This is a genomic window from Betaproteobacteria bacterium (genome assembly GCA_016194905.1).
In the GTDB taxonomy this organism is placed as follows: domain Bacteria; phylum Pseudomonadota; class Gammaproteobacteria; order Burkholderiales; family JACQAP01; genus JACQAP01.
Map to the genome: position 1 here is coordinate 62200 of JACQAP010000019.1, position 14373 is coordinate 76572.

Annotated in this window: 12 protein-coding genes; all 12 read right to left on the reverse strand. The window is 61.7% G+C overall.

What is annotated here, in order from left to right; translation table 11 throughout:
- Positions 1-94: 94 nt before the first annotated feature.
- The 12 genes from HY067_11700 to hyfB all read right to left on the reverse strand — a co-directional run bounded on the left by HY067_11700 (position 95) and on the right by hyfB (position 14353).
- Complete coding sequence (locus HY067_11700; GenBank protein ID MBI3528620.1) at positions 95-1333, reverse strand: branched-chain amino acid ABC transporter substrate-binding protein; 1239 nt, start codon at positions 1331-1333, stop codon at positions 95-97.
- A 178-nt stretch (positions 1334-1511) separates the two neighbouring features.
- Complete coding sequence (locus HY067_11705; protein MBI3528621.1) at positions 1512-1829, reverse strand: c-type cytochrome; 318 nt, start codon at positions 1827-1829, stop codon at positions 1512-1514.
- Between the two features lie 82 nt (positions 1830-1911).
- Positions 1912-3948: a thioredoxin domain-containing protein gene (locus tag HY067_11710; GenBank protein MBI3528622.1), complete on the reverse strand. Its 2037-nt coding sequence runs from the start codon at positions 3946-3948 to the stop codon at positions 1912-1914.
- A 2-nt stretch (positions 3949-3950) separates the two neighbouring features.
- Positions 3951-5414, reverse strand: a complete 1464-nt coding sequence (gene ubiD, locus HY067_11715; GenBank protein MBI3528623.1) for a 4-hydroxy-3-polyprenylbenzoate decarboxylase — start codon at positions 5412-5414, stop codon at positions 3951-3953.
- A gap of 12 nt (positions 5415-5426) precedes the next feature.
- Complete coding sequence (locus HY067_11720) at positions 5427-6200, reverse strand: SDR family oxidoreductase (GenBank protein ID MBI3528624.1); 774 nt, start codon at positions 6198-6200, stop codon at positions 5427-5429.
- 73 nt (positions 6201-6273) lie between these two features.
- Positions 6274-7146: a 4-hydroxybenzoate octaprenyltransferase gene (gene ubiA, locus HY067_11725; GenBank protein ID MBI3528625.1), complete on the reverse strand. Its 873-nt coding sequence runs from the start codon at positions 7144-7146 to the stop codon at positions 6274-6276.
- Between the two features lie 10 nt (positions 7147-7156).
- The gene (locus HY067_11730) at positions 7157-7678 is read right to left on the reverse strand and encodes an NADH-quinone oxidoreductase subunit B family protein (protein ID MBI3528626.1); all 522 of its coding nucleotides are present in this window, start codon (positions 7676-7678) and stop codon (positions 7157-7159) included.
- Positions 7679-7741: 63 nt separating this feature from the next.
- Positions 7742-9280 (reverse strand): NADH-quinone oxidoreductase subunit C, encoded by a 1539-nt coding sequence (locus tag HY067_11735; GenBank protein ID MBI3528627.1) that lies wholly within the window; start codon positions 9278-9280, stop codon positions 7742-7744.
- A gap of 6 nt (positions 9281-9286) precedes the next feature.
- The gene (locus tag HY067_11740) at positions 9287-10735 is read right to left on the reverse strand and encodes a hydrogenase 4 subunit F (GenBank protein ID MBI3528628.1); all 1449 of its coding nucleotides are present in this window, start codon (positions 10733-10735) and stop codon (positions 9287-9289) included.
- Positions 10736-11350, reverse strand: coding sequence for a formate hydrogenlyase (locus HY067_11745; protein ID MBI3528629.1), 615 nt, complete (start codon positions 11348-11350; stop codon positions 10736-10738).
- A gap of 49 nt (positions 11351-11399) precedes the next feature.
- A complete protein-coding gene (locus HY067_11750) occupies positions 11400-12344 on the reverse strand; it encodes an NADH-quinone oxidoreductase subunit H (protein ID MBI3528630.1) in 945 nt (314 codons plus the stop codon).
- A complete protein-coding gene (hyfB, locus tag HY067_11755) occupies positions 12341-14353 on the reverse strand; it encodes a hydrogenase 4 subunit B (GenBank protein MBI3528631.1) in 2013 nt (670 codons plus the stop codon). The genes HY067_11750 and hyfB overlap by 4 nt, the downstream gene beginning before the upstream one ends.
- Positions 14354-14373 lie beyond the last annotated feature (20 nt).

Below are 14373 nucleotides of genomic sequence, written 5' to 3' on the forward strand. Positions count from 1 at the left end.
GTGCGGATGGCACAGCGCGCAGCCTGCGGTCGAAGACCCACCAAAGAAAACAGCACCCGCAGGTGCCGTTTTCATATCGGAGCAACCGCACCGCCTACTTTGCGGCTCCGCCTTTTACGAAATCCTCGAACTTGACCGACTTGCCGCCCTTGATGACGGCGACCGGCGTGATGGTGCCGTTCTTCATCGTGAAGATCGTCATTTCCGCATCCTTGCGGTCACCCTTCTCGTCGAATTCGATGTGGCCGCTCGCGCCGTCGTACTTGATCTTGGCAAGCTCCGGCAGATATTTCGCCGGATCGACCGAATTGGTGGCCTGCATCGCAGCGATGAGCAGGTTGGTCGCATCGTAGGTAAACGGCGCGTAGATCAGCGGATCGGAATTGAACTTCTTCTTGAATGCATCCAGGAAAGCCTTGCTCGCTGCCTGCACCGGAATGCCGGCCTGCGAGCAGACCATGCCTTCGGATGCAGCACCGGCCAGCTCTTTCATCTTTTCGGTGCACGCGCCGTCGCCAAACGAGAACACGGCCTTCAGGCCCAGTTCACGCCCCTGCTTGAGCAAAGGGCCACCGCCGGAATCCATGCCGCCGTAGAAAATCGCATCCGGACCCTTGCCTTTCAGCTTGGTCAGAATGGCTTTCCAATCGCGCGTTTCCTGTGTGCCTTTCTCGCGCGGCAGCACGTTGACGCCGGATGTCTTCAATGTCTTCTCGACTTCGTTCGCGAGTCCCTCGCCATAGGCTGTGGCATCGTCGATCACCGCCACGGACTTTGGCTTGTGTTCGGAAACCAGATAACTGGCGATCGCGGGCCCCTGCTGATCATCGCGGCCCACGGTACGGAACGCGACCTTGAAACCCTGCTCGGTCAGTTTGGGATTGGTCGCCGAACCGCTGATCATCGGTATGCCGGCCTGGTTGTACACCGCCGAAGCTGGAATGGTTACGCCGGAATTCAGGTGTCCGACCACGCCAGCCACTTTCGCATCGGCAAATTTCTGCGCGATGATCGGACCCTTGTTTTCCTTGCCTTCGTCGTCTTCGCTGATCATCTCGAAGGCGACCTTCTCGCCGCCTATGGTCAGGCCTTTCGCATTGGCTTCCTCGATCGCGAGACGTACGCCGTTCTCGTTGTCCTTGCCCAGATGCGCAATGCCGCCGGTCAGCGGTGCCGCATGTCCGATCTTGACCACACGCTGTATCGACGATGCTTTTCCGGCCGTACCGGATTGCTCTTCCTTCTTGCCACAACCGGCCAGACCGAATGCCGCCACCGCAGCAAGGCCTGCCGCAACCCATTTGAATTCGTTCGTCACGCCGAGAGCTTTCATGTCTGCAGTCCCCTTGTTGTTTGTAGCTTGAGCCGGTTTGCCCGGATTATCCGCCAGCGATTTAAGCGTTGTCAATTTGGGCCGTTAATTCATCAAGTTGTGCATGGACAGCGAAACCGACAAAAAACAAAAAGGCCGGCATTCGCCGGCCTTCCCCGCTGCAACTGCGATGACGTTATTACAGGGACAATATCCAAGCTACAAGGAGCTTGGCCTCGTCTTCCTTGACCGGATTGGGCGGCATGGGAATCGTACCCCATACACCGCCTCCGCCATTGATCACTTTCTTGATCAGCACTGCTTCCGCGTCCTTGTTGCCCTTGTACTTCTTGGACACTTCGGTGTAGGCGGGACCGACCAGCTTCGTGGCGACAGCGTGACAGGCGAGGCAATTCTTGGCCTGTGCCAGCGCCTTCGCTTTTTCGGCATCTGCCGCGTTCGCACTACAGGCCAGCGCCAGACCCGCCGTCGCCGCGATCATCAGGAGTTTCTTCATTTACGAGCGCCTTTCATTACGAGTTGATTTGGACCGCAGGGCATTTTATCGGCTTTGGTCTACTTTGAAAACCTTCAGGCATTTACCCGGTTTCGAGATTCGCGAGTAATGCCTGAACATCCCCGACCGGTGCCAGGCAGATAACGCCGCGGCAGAGATAAGCGTTGACAGTGGCGCCGACGGGCTTGTTCAACACCCCCGGCAGATCGGACGACGCCGAGTCGACCGCCAACGTCATCGCGTCCGGCAGATATCTGCTTGAAAGCGTCTGCTGCCATGGACGCAGTGCATCCCGCGGTCCGCGCAGCACGATCACCCTGGTCGGTTCCAACACTTCCTCTAGGCCGGTACAAAGAGTGGAAAATCCTCCGGGCTGCCGCAGCATCACCGGATAAAAAAGCCGGACCGCCTTGTCAGCCGCTTGCAGATAGCGCGATTCGCCAAGCAGATGGCCGAGGCGCGTGAGCACCAGCGCCGCTACGCCGTTTCCAGAAGGCGTGGCGTTGTCCGCACCCGGTTTGGGCCGCAGAATCAGCGCTTCGTGGTCGTCGCTGGTGAAGAAAAAACCACCGGCGGCCCGATCTTCGAAGCGCTCGAACAGCGTGTCGGCGAGTGCGGTCGCGAGTTGCAGGTCGCCAGCCGCAAACTCGGCCTGCAACATCTCCAGCGATGCGGCAAGCAAAAAAGCATAGTCGTCCAGATACCCGTTCAGATGTGCACGGCCGTTCTTGTACGTCGCCAGCAGCCGTCCTTGCTTCCACATTGTTGCTGTGACGAAATTCATCGCGCCGCGCGCCGACACGTGCCAGTCGTCGCGTCCGAATACGCGAGCGGCGTGGGCCATGCCTTCGATCATCAACGCATTCCAGCTGGTGAGAATTTTCTCGTCCCGGCCCGGACGCACACGCTTGTCGCGCGCCACGAACAACTTGGCGCGAGCACTTTGCAACAAGGATTCGCACTCCTGCAGGTTGCGACCCGCCTTTGCTGCGACACTTTCCATCGGTTGCGCCATGTAGGGATTCCAGGCGTGGTCTTCGAAATTCGGCGCACGGTCGAGTCCGAAATAAGCGGCCGCGATCTCATATTCATCTTCGGTTAGCGGCGCGGCGAATTCCTCGCGTGACCAGACGTAAAACTTGCCTTCCTCGTGCTCCGAGTCCGCGTCGAGCGAAGAGTAGTAACCGCCTTCGGGAGATTGCATCTCGCGCATCACCCAGCCCGCGGTCTCCTCGCAAATACGCTTGAACAGGGGTTCCCCGGTGACCAACCAGGCGTCCGCATACAGGCGTAACAGCGGGCCGTTGTCGTAGAGCATTTTCTCGAAGTGCGGGATCAGCCAGCAGGCATCCGTACTGTAGCGGCAGAATCCGCCGCCGAGCTGATCGTAGATTCCGCCCTGCGCCATTTTCCTGAGCGTCAGGATCACCAGATCGCGCAGACGCGTGTCACCCGTCGATCGGGACACGCGCAGGCAGAATGCGAGCTCGAAAGGGTGCGGGAATTTCGGTGCGGCTCCGATTCCGCCGTGGATTTCATCGAAACCCGATTGCAATTCGGCGGCCGCCATTGTGATCGGTCTACGGCTCATTTCGACTGCATCGGCAGCAGCGGGCAGCGTGCCTGCGAGAAATTCGAGCAGGGATTCGTTCTGCCGGTCGATTTCGCTGCGCTTCTCGCGGTAAACAGCGGCGATTTTCTCCAGCAGTTCGCCAAACCCCGGCAGTCCGTAACGTGAAGTCTTGGGAAAGTAGGTGCCGCCGAAAAACGGTTTCTGCGCCGGCGTCAGGAACATGGTGAGCGGCCACCCGCCGGAGCGCCGCGTCAGCAGATGGTGGGCGGTCTGGTAAATCTGGTCGAGGTCCGGGCGCTCTTCGCGATCGACTTTGATATTCACGAACAACGCGTTCATGATCGCGGCGGTTCCCGGATCCTCGAAGGACTCGTGTGCCATGACGTGGCACCAATGGCAGGCGGAATAGCCGACCGACAGCAGGATCGGCTTGTCGTGGTCGCGTGCAAGCTCGAGCGCTTCTTCGCCCCACGGATGCCAGTCCACCGGGTTGTCGGCGTGTTGCTGCAGATAAGGGCTGGTTTCGCGTGCAAGCCGGTTCGGCATGGCTAAAGCCCCAGCTCGCTCCAGAGCTCGTCGATCCGGCGTTTGACTCCCGCGTCCATTGCGATCGGAACGCCCCACTTGCGGTTGGTCTCGCCGGGCCATTTATTGGTGGCATCGAGTCCCATTTTCGAACCGAGTCCGGAAACCGGACTGGCAAAATCGAGATAGTCGATCGGCGTATTTTCCGCAATGAGGGTATCGCGTGCCGGGTCGACGCGGGTCGTGATGGCCCAGATCACTTCCTTCCAGTCGCGCACGTCGATGTCGTCGTCCACGACGATGATGAACTTGGTGTACATGAACTGGCGCAGGTAGGACCAGATGCCGAACATGACGCGCTTGGCATGCCCGGCATACTGCTTGCGCATGCTGACCACGGCGATGCGGTAGGAGCAGCCTTCCGGCGGCAGATAGAAATCCACGATCTCGGGAAACTGTTTCGTGAGCAGCGGCACGAACACTTCGTTCAGCGCCACACCGAGAACGGACGGCTCGTCCGGTGGCTTGCCGGTGTAGGTGCTGTGATAGACCGGGTCACGACGCAGGGTGATGCGCTCGATGGTGAACACCGGGAAGTTTTCCTGCTCGTTGTAATAACCCGTGTGATCGCCGAACGGTCCCTCCAGCGCGGTCTCGCCCGGCTGGATGATGCCTTCGAGGACAATTTCACTGGACGCCGGCACCTGCAGATCGGAACCGAGGCATTTGACCAACTCGGTCCTGGAGCCGCGCAGAAGTCCCGCGAACTGGTATTCGGAGAGCGAGTCCGGCACCGGCGTCACGGCGCCGAGTATCGTTGCCGGATCGGCGCCGAGCGCGACAGCGATCGGAAACGCCTGGCCGGGATTGGCGTCGCAATGGTCACGGTAGTCCAGCGCGCCGCCGCGATGCGCCAGCCAGCGCATGATGACCTTGTTCGGCGCGATCACCTGCTGGCGATAGATGCCGAGATTCTGGCGCGGTTTGCGCGGACCGCGCGTGACGGTCAGACCCCAGGTGATCAGCGGACCGGCGTCGCCCGGCCAACAGGTCTGAATCGGCAGTTTGCCGAGATCCACGTCCTTGCCTTCCCACACGACTTCCTGGCACGGCGCGCTGCCGACGATCTTCGGCGCCATGTTCATCACCTGCTTGAGTACCGGCAGTTTGTCCCAAGCGTCCTTCAAGCCCGACGGCGGCTCGGGTTCCTTCAGATAGGCGAGCAGCTTGCCGACTTCCTTCAGCGCTGCCACCGATTCCTCTCCCATGCCCATCGCCACGCGTTGCGGCGTGCCGAACAAATTCGCCAGAACCGGAATCGAAAAGCCTTTTGGCCTTTCGAACAACAGCGCCGGTCCCTGCGTCTTCAGCACGCGATCGCAGATCTCAGTCATTTCCAGATAGGGTGATACCTCTGTGGCGATGCGTCTGAGTTCGCCCTGTTTTTCCAGTTGGCCGATGAAATCGCGGAGATCGTGGTAGCGCATGCGCGTCGGCGTTCAGATGATCGGGTTGGCACCGCCGTCCATCGGGATCACGGCACCCGTGACATAAGCGGCCTGATCGGAGGCCAGAAACAGCGCGACGCCGGCGATGTCCTTTGGGTCTGCATAACGACCCAAGGGCACGCGCGCCTGGCCTTGCTCGAGTACTTGTTCCGCCGTGGTGCCTTTGGCCTTGGCCTCGAGTTCGAGCCCTTCGCGGATGCGGTCGGTGATAGTGGCACCGGGATTGATCGCATTGATGCGCACACCGAATTTGCCGTAAACGCTGGCCAGGCCGACCGTAGCCAGCATCAGCGCGGAATTGGCCGCACCGCCCGGCAGGTGGATCGACGAGGCGACCTTGCCGCCGGTGCCGATAATGTTGACCACGTTGCCGCGCTTGCGATCGCGCATCGACGGCAGCAAGGCGTCCATCGCGTGGATATAGGTGAAGTACTTGGCATCCATCGCCGCGTGCCAGGCCTGCGCGTCCAATTCGTCCGGCAGATAACGCTTCGCCGCGCCGGCGGAGTTCACCAGCACGTCAATCGGACCAATCGCTTCTTCAGCTTCACGCGCCATCCGCTTCGCATCGTCTGCACGCGTGAGATCGGCTGCGATCCGCGTGATCTTCCCCAGCAGTGCGGCCGCCCTGTCCAGATTGCCGCGGTCGCGCGAGACGATGGCGACCTTCGCCCCTTCATCGAGGAAGGCGCGCGCGCACGCCAGTCCTATCCCCTTGCTGCCCCCGGTGATCAATACCGAGCGGTTCTTCAAATCGAGTTCCATGTTGGTTGTCTCTTCGTGGATTGATTCGCGCCGTTACCGCGGGGACGCCGGCTTGCCGGAACGACTTTGCCGGTCAAATATGTTTCTGGAAATAGAAGCTCGCGAAGATGCCGGCGAAGATCGCCGCGCCGACCCAGTTGTTGTTCCGAAACGCGCGGAAGCATCCGGCCGGATCGCGATCCCGGATCATCCGGTGCTGGACTGCAACCAGGCCGGCCGCAACAGCCAATCCGAGGTAGAAATACCAGCCTGGCCGGAACAGCCTGCCGATCCATATCATGATCAGGAGAAAAAGGACATGACAGCCCATCACGGCGGCGACATCATGGCGGCCGAATGTAATCGCGGAAGTGCGAATGCCGATCTTGCGATCGTCTTCCCGGTCCACCATCGCGTATTCGGTGTCATAGGCGATCGCCCAGAACACGTTCGCCGCCAGCAGTACCCACGCCCCCCACGGCACATGGTCAGTGTGCGCAGCGAAGGCCATCGGGATACCAAAACCGAAAGCCAGACCCAGAACGGCTTGCGGCACGGCAAAGAAACGCTTCGCGAATGGATAAATCGCCGCAATGATGACAGCGACAACGGACAATTTGATGGTTAGTGAGTTCAGCTGCATGACCAGAGCAAACGACGCCAGGATCAACACCACGGCCACCATCAATGCTTCCATCGGTCTGATCTGTCCGGTTGCCAGCGGACGTTCCCGCGTTCGCGCCACCCTGGCATCGAAATCGCGGTCGGCATAGTCATTGATGGCGCAACCCGCCGAACGCATCAGCACGGTACCCAGGACAAAGATCCAGACGATGGTCCAGTCAGGACGACCCCGCGAGGACAACCACAATGCCCACAACGTCGGCCACAACAGCAACAGAATTCCGATCGGCTTGTCGAGCCGGATCAACTTCTCGTACGCAGTCAGACGCTCGATGAAAGTCATTGCAGTGCCGTCAGCCCCTGGGCTTGCCTTGCGCGATTGCGGTGAGAACACCCTGCATGATCGCATAGGGCGTGGGCGGGCAGCCGGGCACTGTGACGTCGACCGGGATCACGTTCGACACCCGGCCGCAACTGGCGTAGCCCTCGCCGAAGATGCCGCCGGTACAGCCGCAGTCGCCGATCGCCACCACCAGCTTGGGGTCGGGGGTGGCGTCGTAGGTGCGCCTGAGCGCCACCTCCATGTGGCGGGACACGGGACCGGTGACCAGCAGCATGTCGGCATGGCGCGGACTAGCGGAAAAACGAATGCCCAATCCCTCCAGATTGTAGTAAGGATTGTTGCAGGCATTGATCTCCAGCTCGCAGCCGTTGCAGGAGCCGGCGTCGACGTGACGAATCGTCAGCGCGCCTGCAAACGAGGCCAGCACTTCTTGCTTCAGCCGTTGCGACAACGCACGCATCGCCTCGTCCGGCTGCGGCGGCGCCTCGGTCTTGATGCCGGTGAGTGCGATTTGTTTCAGAATTTGATACATGTCAAGACCTGACTAACTACACAGACACGGAGGTACGAAGAAAGCTCTGTGGTGAACATAGCGCTACAGATCGTGGCCGCTGTAGGAAAGATTGAACGATTTGTTGATGAGCGGGAAATCCGGAACGATGTTGCCGATCACCGCGTGCTCCAGCAGCGGCCAGTTCTGCCAGGACGGATCATGCGGATGGCAGCGGGCGACCCGTCCGTCCGGCCCCGTTTCCAGAGCAACCAGTACTTCGCCGCGCCAGCCTTCCACCCAGCCCAGGCCAAAGCTGCCTTCCGTCACGGCGGATATCGGTTCTCGATGCGGTCCAACGGGTAGCCGATCGAGGAGGGTCCGTATCAAACGCAGCGACTCGAGGACCTCTTCGAAGCGCACCGTGACACGGGCCGCGACGTCGCCATTGCGGTGCGTGGCCATGCGCACCTCGAGCTGGTCGTAAGGCGCCCAGCCGAATTGCGCCCGCAGGTCCCAGGACTGCGCGCTGGCGCGCCCGGCGAGTCCGGTTAGGCCCATTTTCGCAGCCAGCTCCGGCGCCACCTTGCCGCAGTTGATAAAGCGATCCTGCAACCCGGCGTGATCGTCGTAGACGGACTTGAGCGCCCGGACATCTTTCTCCACCGCGTCGGCTTCGAGCGCGATGCGCGACCAGGCCTCGCGGTCGAGGTCGCACGCCATGCCTCCCGGCACGATCGCATCCATCAAGTAGCGGTGCCCGAATGCCATCGCGTTGGTGCGCAGCCAGTCTTCCTTGAGGCGCGAGAACTGCGCCAGGCCGAACGCCAACCCGGCATCGTTGCCGATGAAGCCGAGATCGCCCAGATGATTGGCGACCCGTTCGCGTTCCAGGCAGAGCGCGCGCAGCCAGGCCGCGCGCGCCGGGATCGTCAATTGCGCCACCCCTTCGACCGCCATCGAATAAGCCCAGGCATACGCCACGGTGGAATCGCCGCTGACCCGGCCGGCCAGTCGCACCCCTTCCTCCAGCGTCATCTGCTCGAAGCGCCGCTCGATGCCCTTGTGCGTATAACCCAGGCGCTCTTCCAGGCGCAACACCCGCTCGCCGAGAATCGAGAAGCGGAAATGTCCCGGCTCGATCGTGCCGGCATGAACCGGCCCGACCGGAATTTCATGCACACCTTCGCCGCTGACCGGCACGAAGGCATAGTTGTCCTGGCCGCCCGGCGTAGCAAGGGCCGGATCGAAATCGTGACGCAGCGGGTGGGCATGGCGCGGCCAGCTACCATGGCGCAACCATGAGCGCTGGTCGCGCGCACCCTCCGCGGCAATGCCGAGCATGTCGGACACGGCTCGCTGCATGCGATTGGCCGCCGGGAACAGATCGCTCAGGTCCGGAAAAGCGGACTGCACCGGCAACGAGATCCACAACAGCCCGGCACGGATGGTGAAAGCGGCGTGCACGGCAAAGACCCGGTTGCGGCTGCGCCAGTCGGAACCCCAGATCGCGACCAACCGGCCGCCCTGATCGAGCACGCCCTGCGCGGTTTCGCGCCACTCGCGCGCATTCACTGTGCCGCGCCATGCCGCTACCGCGCCGGGAAGCGGTGTCGTTAAATAGGTGAACTCCGTGTCGGCCATGTCCGCTCAACCGATCATCTGCGCAGCCTGCCGGTACCATTGCGCCAGGTAAGGGGGAATGTAAAGCCCGAGCAGCAGTACGATCGCCAAGTGTGCAAATACCGGCACCGCGGCAGGCGCATGCGGCAGGCGCTGCGCGGTGGTTTCGCCGAATACCATGCCCTGAACCTTGCCGAAGATCGCAGCAAAGGCGACACCCAGCGAAATCAGCAGGAACGGCGTGGCCCAGGGGTGCTCGTGAATCGCCGTGGTCAGGATCAGGAATTCGCTGGCAAACACGCCGAACGGCGGGACGCCCAGAATCGCCAGCGCGCCCAGCATCAGGCTCCACCCGACCGCCGGACTGACGTTGATCAAGCCGCGGATGTCTTCGATCATCTGAGTTCCGGCCTTTTGCGCGGCGTGGCCGACAGCGAAGAAAATCGCCGACTTGGTCAGTGAATGCACGGTCATGTGCAACAGCGCCGCGAACGACGCCACCGGCCCGCCCATGCCGAACGCGAACGTGGCCAGCCCCATGTGCTCGATCGAAGAATAGGCGAACAGCCGCTTGACGTCTTTCTGCCGCGACAGGAAGAACGCCGCCACCACCACCGACAGCAGGCCGAACCCCATCATGAGATTGCCGGCGAGATTGCTGCCGAGCGCACCGTCCACCAGCACCTTGTTGCGCACCACCGCATACAGTGCGACGTTGAGCAGCAACCCGGACAGCACCGCCGAGATCGGTGTCGGGCCCTCGGCGTGCGCATCAGGCAGCCAGTTATGCAACGGCGCAAGCCCGGCCTTGGTGCCGTAGCCGACCAGCAGGAAAACAAATGCGATGGAAAGCACGGTCGGTTCGAGGCTGCCCTTCACCTCGTTGAGGTGGGTCCACAACAGCGCGCCGCCGCCCGAACCGAGTACACGTTCCGCGGCGAGATAAAGAAGAATCGTGCCGAACAGCGCCTGCGCGATGCCCACGCCGCAAAGAATGAAGTATTTCCACGCGGCTTCCAGACTGGCCGGGGTGCGATACAGGCTGACCAGCAGCACCGTCGCCAGGGTGGCCGCCTCGAGTGACACCCAGAGGATGCCGACGTTGTTGGTCAGCAACGCCAGCAGCATGGTGAACGTGAACATCTGGTACATGCTGTGATACAGCCGCAGCCTTGCGGCCGAGAGCTTGCCGCGCTGCTCCTCGATGCGCATATACGGGCGGCTGAACAGCGCGGTGGTGAACCCGACAAAAGCGGTCAGCGTCACCAGAAAGACGTTGAAGGGATCGATGAAGAATTGCTCCCTCCACGCCAGCATGGGCCCATCGGCGACCACCCGTGTCGTCAGCGATGCCGCCGCCACAAAGGTGAGCAGGCTCACCAGGGCGTTGATCTCCGGCGCGCGGCCGCGATGGCCGCCCAGCGCCAGCAGCGCGCTGCCCGCGAGGGGGATGCCGAGTACCAGCAACAGTTCCATCTATTTTTCCTTCAATTTTTCCAGGTGGTGAATATCGAGGCTGTCGAAAGTTTCGCGGATCTGGAAGAAGAAAATGCCGAAGATAAAGGTGCCGACCAGCACGTCGAGCGCAATGCCGAGTTCGACGACCATCGGCATGCCGTAGGTAGCGCTGGTAGCGGCGAAGAACAGTCCGTTCTCCATCGCCAGGAAGCCGATCACCTGCGGCACCGCCTTGCGCCGGGTGATCATCATCAGCATCGACAACAGCACACTCGCCATGGCGATGCCTATCGTGGCCCGGGTAATAGTGCCGGCCAGTTGCGAAATTGGCAGCGCCAGATTGAACGCCAGAATCACCAGCAAGATGCCGACCAGCATGATGGTCGGAATGTTGATCAGGGTTTCGACGTCCCAGCGGATGTTCAGCCGAACGATCAGCCGGTGCAGAATCCACGGCAGCACGATCACTTTGAGGATCAGCGTCAGCCCCGCCGAGTAGAGCAGGTGGGTCTGTGCGGTCGACAGCGCCACCACCACGGTATTCAGGGTCAGCACCGTGCCCTGCAGGGCAAACAGGTGAATCAGCGAAAGGATGCGGCGCTGCGCCAGCATCGCGAACGCCAGCAGCAGCATCAGAGACGCCAGCAAGTTGATCAGTTGTGCGGACAGAGGCAGGATCAACTCAACGCTCCAGCAGGAAATGGGTCAGTATTCCCAGCACCCCCAGCATGAAAGCCATGCCGAGAAACTCGGGGGCGCGAAAGATGCGCAATTTCGCCGACACGGTCTCCAGAACCGCGAGCCCGGCACCTCCGGCCGCCATCTTGGCGGCAAACGCCACGATCGCCAGCGGCATCATCGGCCAGTCGCCGGCCTGGGCGATTCCCCAGGGCAGGAACAGCGCCACGCCGACGGCGAAATAGATGGTCAGTTTGATGGCATTGGCCCATTCCATCAGCGCCAGGTGGCGCGCCGAATATTCGAGGATCATGGCCTCGTGGATCATGGTGAGTTCCAGATGCGTGGCCGGATTGTCGATCGGAATGCGCGCATTCTCGGCCAGCATCACCATCACGAAAGCGATCCCGGCGAATGCCATGCTCGGATAAATCGTCAGCCGGGTATGCGCCAGGGTTTCAACGATGGTCGTCAGCGCCGTGGAACCCGAAATCAGCGAGGGCGTGAAAACAACCATCAGCAACGCGGGTTCGGCCAGCGACGCGATCAGCATTTCCCGGCGCGCGCCCATCGAACCGAAGGCGGTGCCCACATCCATCGCCGCCAATGCCATGAACACGCGGGCCAGCGCAAACAGTCCGACCAGAGCGATCACGTCGGCGGCCGGGGAAAACGGCAGATCGGTGGCCAGCACCGGCACGATCGATGCGGCCAGCGCCATGCAGCCGAACACGATGTAGGGCGTGATGCGGAACAGCGCCGAGGCGTTGTAGGCCAGCACCGCGTCCTTCAGAAACAACTTTCGCAACGCCCGGTAAGGCTGCAACCACCCGGGACCGCTGCGGTTCTGCAGCCAGGCTCGACACTGGTTGACCCAACCCAGCATCAGCGGCGCAGCCAGCACCACCAGCAGGGTCTGAAAAAGCTGGGAGACAAGGAACTGGATCATCGGATCAGAAACAGCAGCGTCAGCAGCGTCACAAAGCTGTACACCAGGTAGACATGGATGCGGCCGTGTTGCAGCACACCGATCGCTTGCGACAGCCATTGCACTGTTTTCGCCACCGGCAGGTACAGCCAGTACCACAGGCGGTCTTCGGTTTTCGACCAGTAGTAAGGCCGCTCGTCGGTGGGCTTCGGCAGGTGCCGCTCGATGCGAAAGAACGGCTCGAAGATCTGCTTGATCGGCTGGCCGAAGCCTTCCGCGGTGTCCTGCATGCGCGCGGTCTGCTGCGGGAAACCGCAGTCCCAGGCGGCTGCTCGACGGATCCGCCCGTGGTAAACCCGGCGCACCAGCAGGAAAGTGACCAGCACGGCGCCGACGATGCCGATCAGGAACAGCGGCGCGCTATAGCTTGCTCTTTCGGGCGAAGCGGGCGTCACGAACAGCCAGCCGGCGCGGCCCATGTTGCCCGACAGCGCGGCACCGACCAGCATCTGGCTGACGTTATCGAGCTGCGCGATCACCGCGACCGGGGCGAGACCCAGCAGCACACATGCGGCCGCGAGCCAGACGAACGCGGCCCGCTCCCAGTTGGAAGCGTCGTGCACCTCGTTCAGCTTTCCCTCCCGCGGCTGGCCGAGGAAAACCACGCCGTAGAATTTCACCATGACATAAGCAGCCAGCGCCGAGGCCAGCACCAGCGCAGCCGTGGCCACCGGCACCAACATATTCAAATACGAATTCGGCAATCCCGGCGTAAGCAGGAAAGCCTGCAGCAGCAGCCATTCGGAGACGAACCCGTTGAGCGGCGGCAAGCCGGCGATCGCCAGCGTGCCGATCAAGCCGAACGCGGCCACCCAGGGCATGCGCCGGATCAGGCCGCCCAGATGCCCAAGGCTGCGCTCGCGGGTGGCGTGCAGAACCGAACCGGTGACCAGAAACAGCAGGCTCTTGAAAGCGGCGTGATTGATGCAGTGATACAGCGCCGCGATCAACGCCAGCGCCGCGAGCACGTTCATGGAATAGGCGTGGAAAATGATTGCCAGGCCGATTCCCGACAGTACGATGCCGATGTTCTCGATCGAGGAATACGCCAGCAGCCGCTTCATGTCGGTCTGCACCGCTGCGAACATGACGCCGAACAGCGCAGTGACCAGCCCTACCGTCAGCGCCACCACACCCCACCACCAGATCTGCTGGCCGAGCAGATCGAATGTGACCCGCAGCAGCCCATAGATGGCGGTTTTCAGCATCACCCCGCTCATCAGCGCGGACACCGGCGAGGGCGCCGCCGGGTGGGCTTCCGGGAGCCAGACGTGCAGCGGCAGGAAGCCCGCCTTGGCGCCGTAACCGATGAGTGCCAGCAGAAACACTACGGTCGCCCAGAAATCGGAAAGCTTCGCGCTGCGCATGCTGGCAAAGGTGTATTCGCCGGCGCTGTTCTGCATTACGCCGAAGCAAAGCAGAATCGAGATGGCGCCGAGGTGCGCGATCAGCAGATAAAGAAAGCCGGCGCGGCGGATCTCCGGCACATTGTGATCAGTGGTGACCAGGAAATAGGAGGACAGCGCCATGGTCTCCCATGCCACCATGAAAAAATAGGCGTCATCGGCCAGGCATACCGCGGCCATGCTGACCAGAAACAAGTGGTATTGCAGGCCGATCAACCCCGGCTGAGCGGTGTCGGTTTTGCGGAAATAGCCCGCCGAAAACAGGGAAATGCCGGTCGCGGCGAGACCCAGCAGCGCAAGGAAGAAACTCGACAGCGGATCGAGCCGAAGATGGAACGGAAGATCGGGAAGTCCGAGCGGCAAAACCAGCGCGACCGCCGGCTGGGACAATCCCGCGAGGCCGACCAGCACAAGCCCGGCGCCGCCGAGGCAGCCGAGGGGAAACAGAATGCGAAAAACGAAGCGCTCGTCGTGGATGCGCACCAGTCCCGCCATCCCGAGCACGAGCCAGAACATCATCACCCCGATGGCTGCGTACAGCGCTGACGGAGCAGCAAGACTCATTTCGAGGGGAAGCGCTTCAA

Excerpts from the sequence above, each read along its gene's own strand:
- HY067_11700 (MBI3528620.1), bottom strand. The coding sequence starts at position 1,333 with ATGAAAGCTCTCGGCGTGACGAACGAATTCAAATGGGTTGCGGCAGGC.
- HY067_11705 (MBI3528621.1), bottom strand. The coding sequence starts at position 1,829 with ATGAAGAAACTCCTGATGATCGCGGCGACGGCGGGTCTGGCGCTGGCC.
- HY067_11710 (MBI3528622.1), bottom strand. The coding sequence starts at position 3,948 with ATGCCGAACCGGCTTGCACGCGAAACCAGCCCTTATCTGCAGCAACAC.
- ubiD (MBI3528623.1), bottom strand. The coding sequence starts at position 5,414 with ATGCGCTACCACGATCTCCGCGATTTCATCGGCCAACTGGAAAAACAG.
- HY067_11720 (MBI3528624.1), bottom strand. The coding sequence starts at position 6,200 with ATGGAACTCGATTTGAAGAACCGCTCGGTATTGATCACCGGGGGCAGC.
- ubiA (MBI3528625.1), bottom strand. The coding sequence starts at position 7,146 with ATGACTTTCATCGAGCGTCTGACTGCGTACGAGAAGTTGATCCGGCTC.
- HY067_11730 (MBI3528626.1), bottom strand. The coding sequence starts at position 7,678 with ATGTATCAAATTCTGAAACAAATCGCACTCACCGGCATCAAGACCGAG.
- HY067_11735 (MBI3528627.1), bottom strand. The coding sequence starts at position 9,280 with ATGGCCGACACGGAGTTCACCTATTTAACGACACCGCTTCCCGGCGCG.
- HY067_11740 (MBI3528628.1), bottom strand. The coding sequence starts at position 10,735 with ATGGAACTGTTGCTGGTACTCGGCATCCCCCTCGCGGGCAGCGCGCTG.
- HY067_11745 (MBI3528629.1), bottom strand. The coding sequence starts at position 11,350 with ATGCTGCTGCTGGCGTTCGCGATGCTGGCGCAGCGCCGCATCCTTTCG.
- HY067_11750 (MBI3528630.1), bottom strand. The coding sequence starts at position 12,344 with ATGATCCAGTTCCTTGTCTCCCAGCTTTTTCAGACCCTGCTGGTGGTG.
- hyfB (MBI3528631.1), bottom strand. The coding sequence starts at position 14,353 with ATGAGTCTTGCTGCTCCGTCAGCGCTGTACGCAGCCATCGGGGTGATG.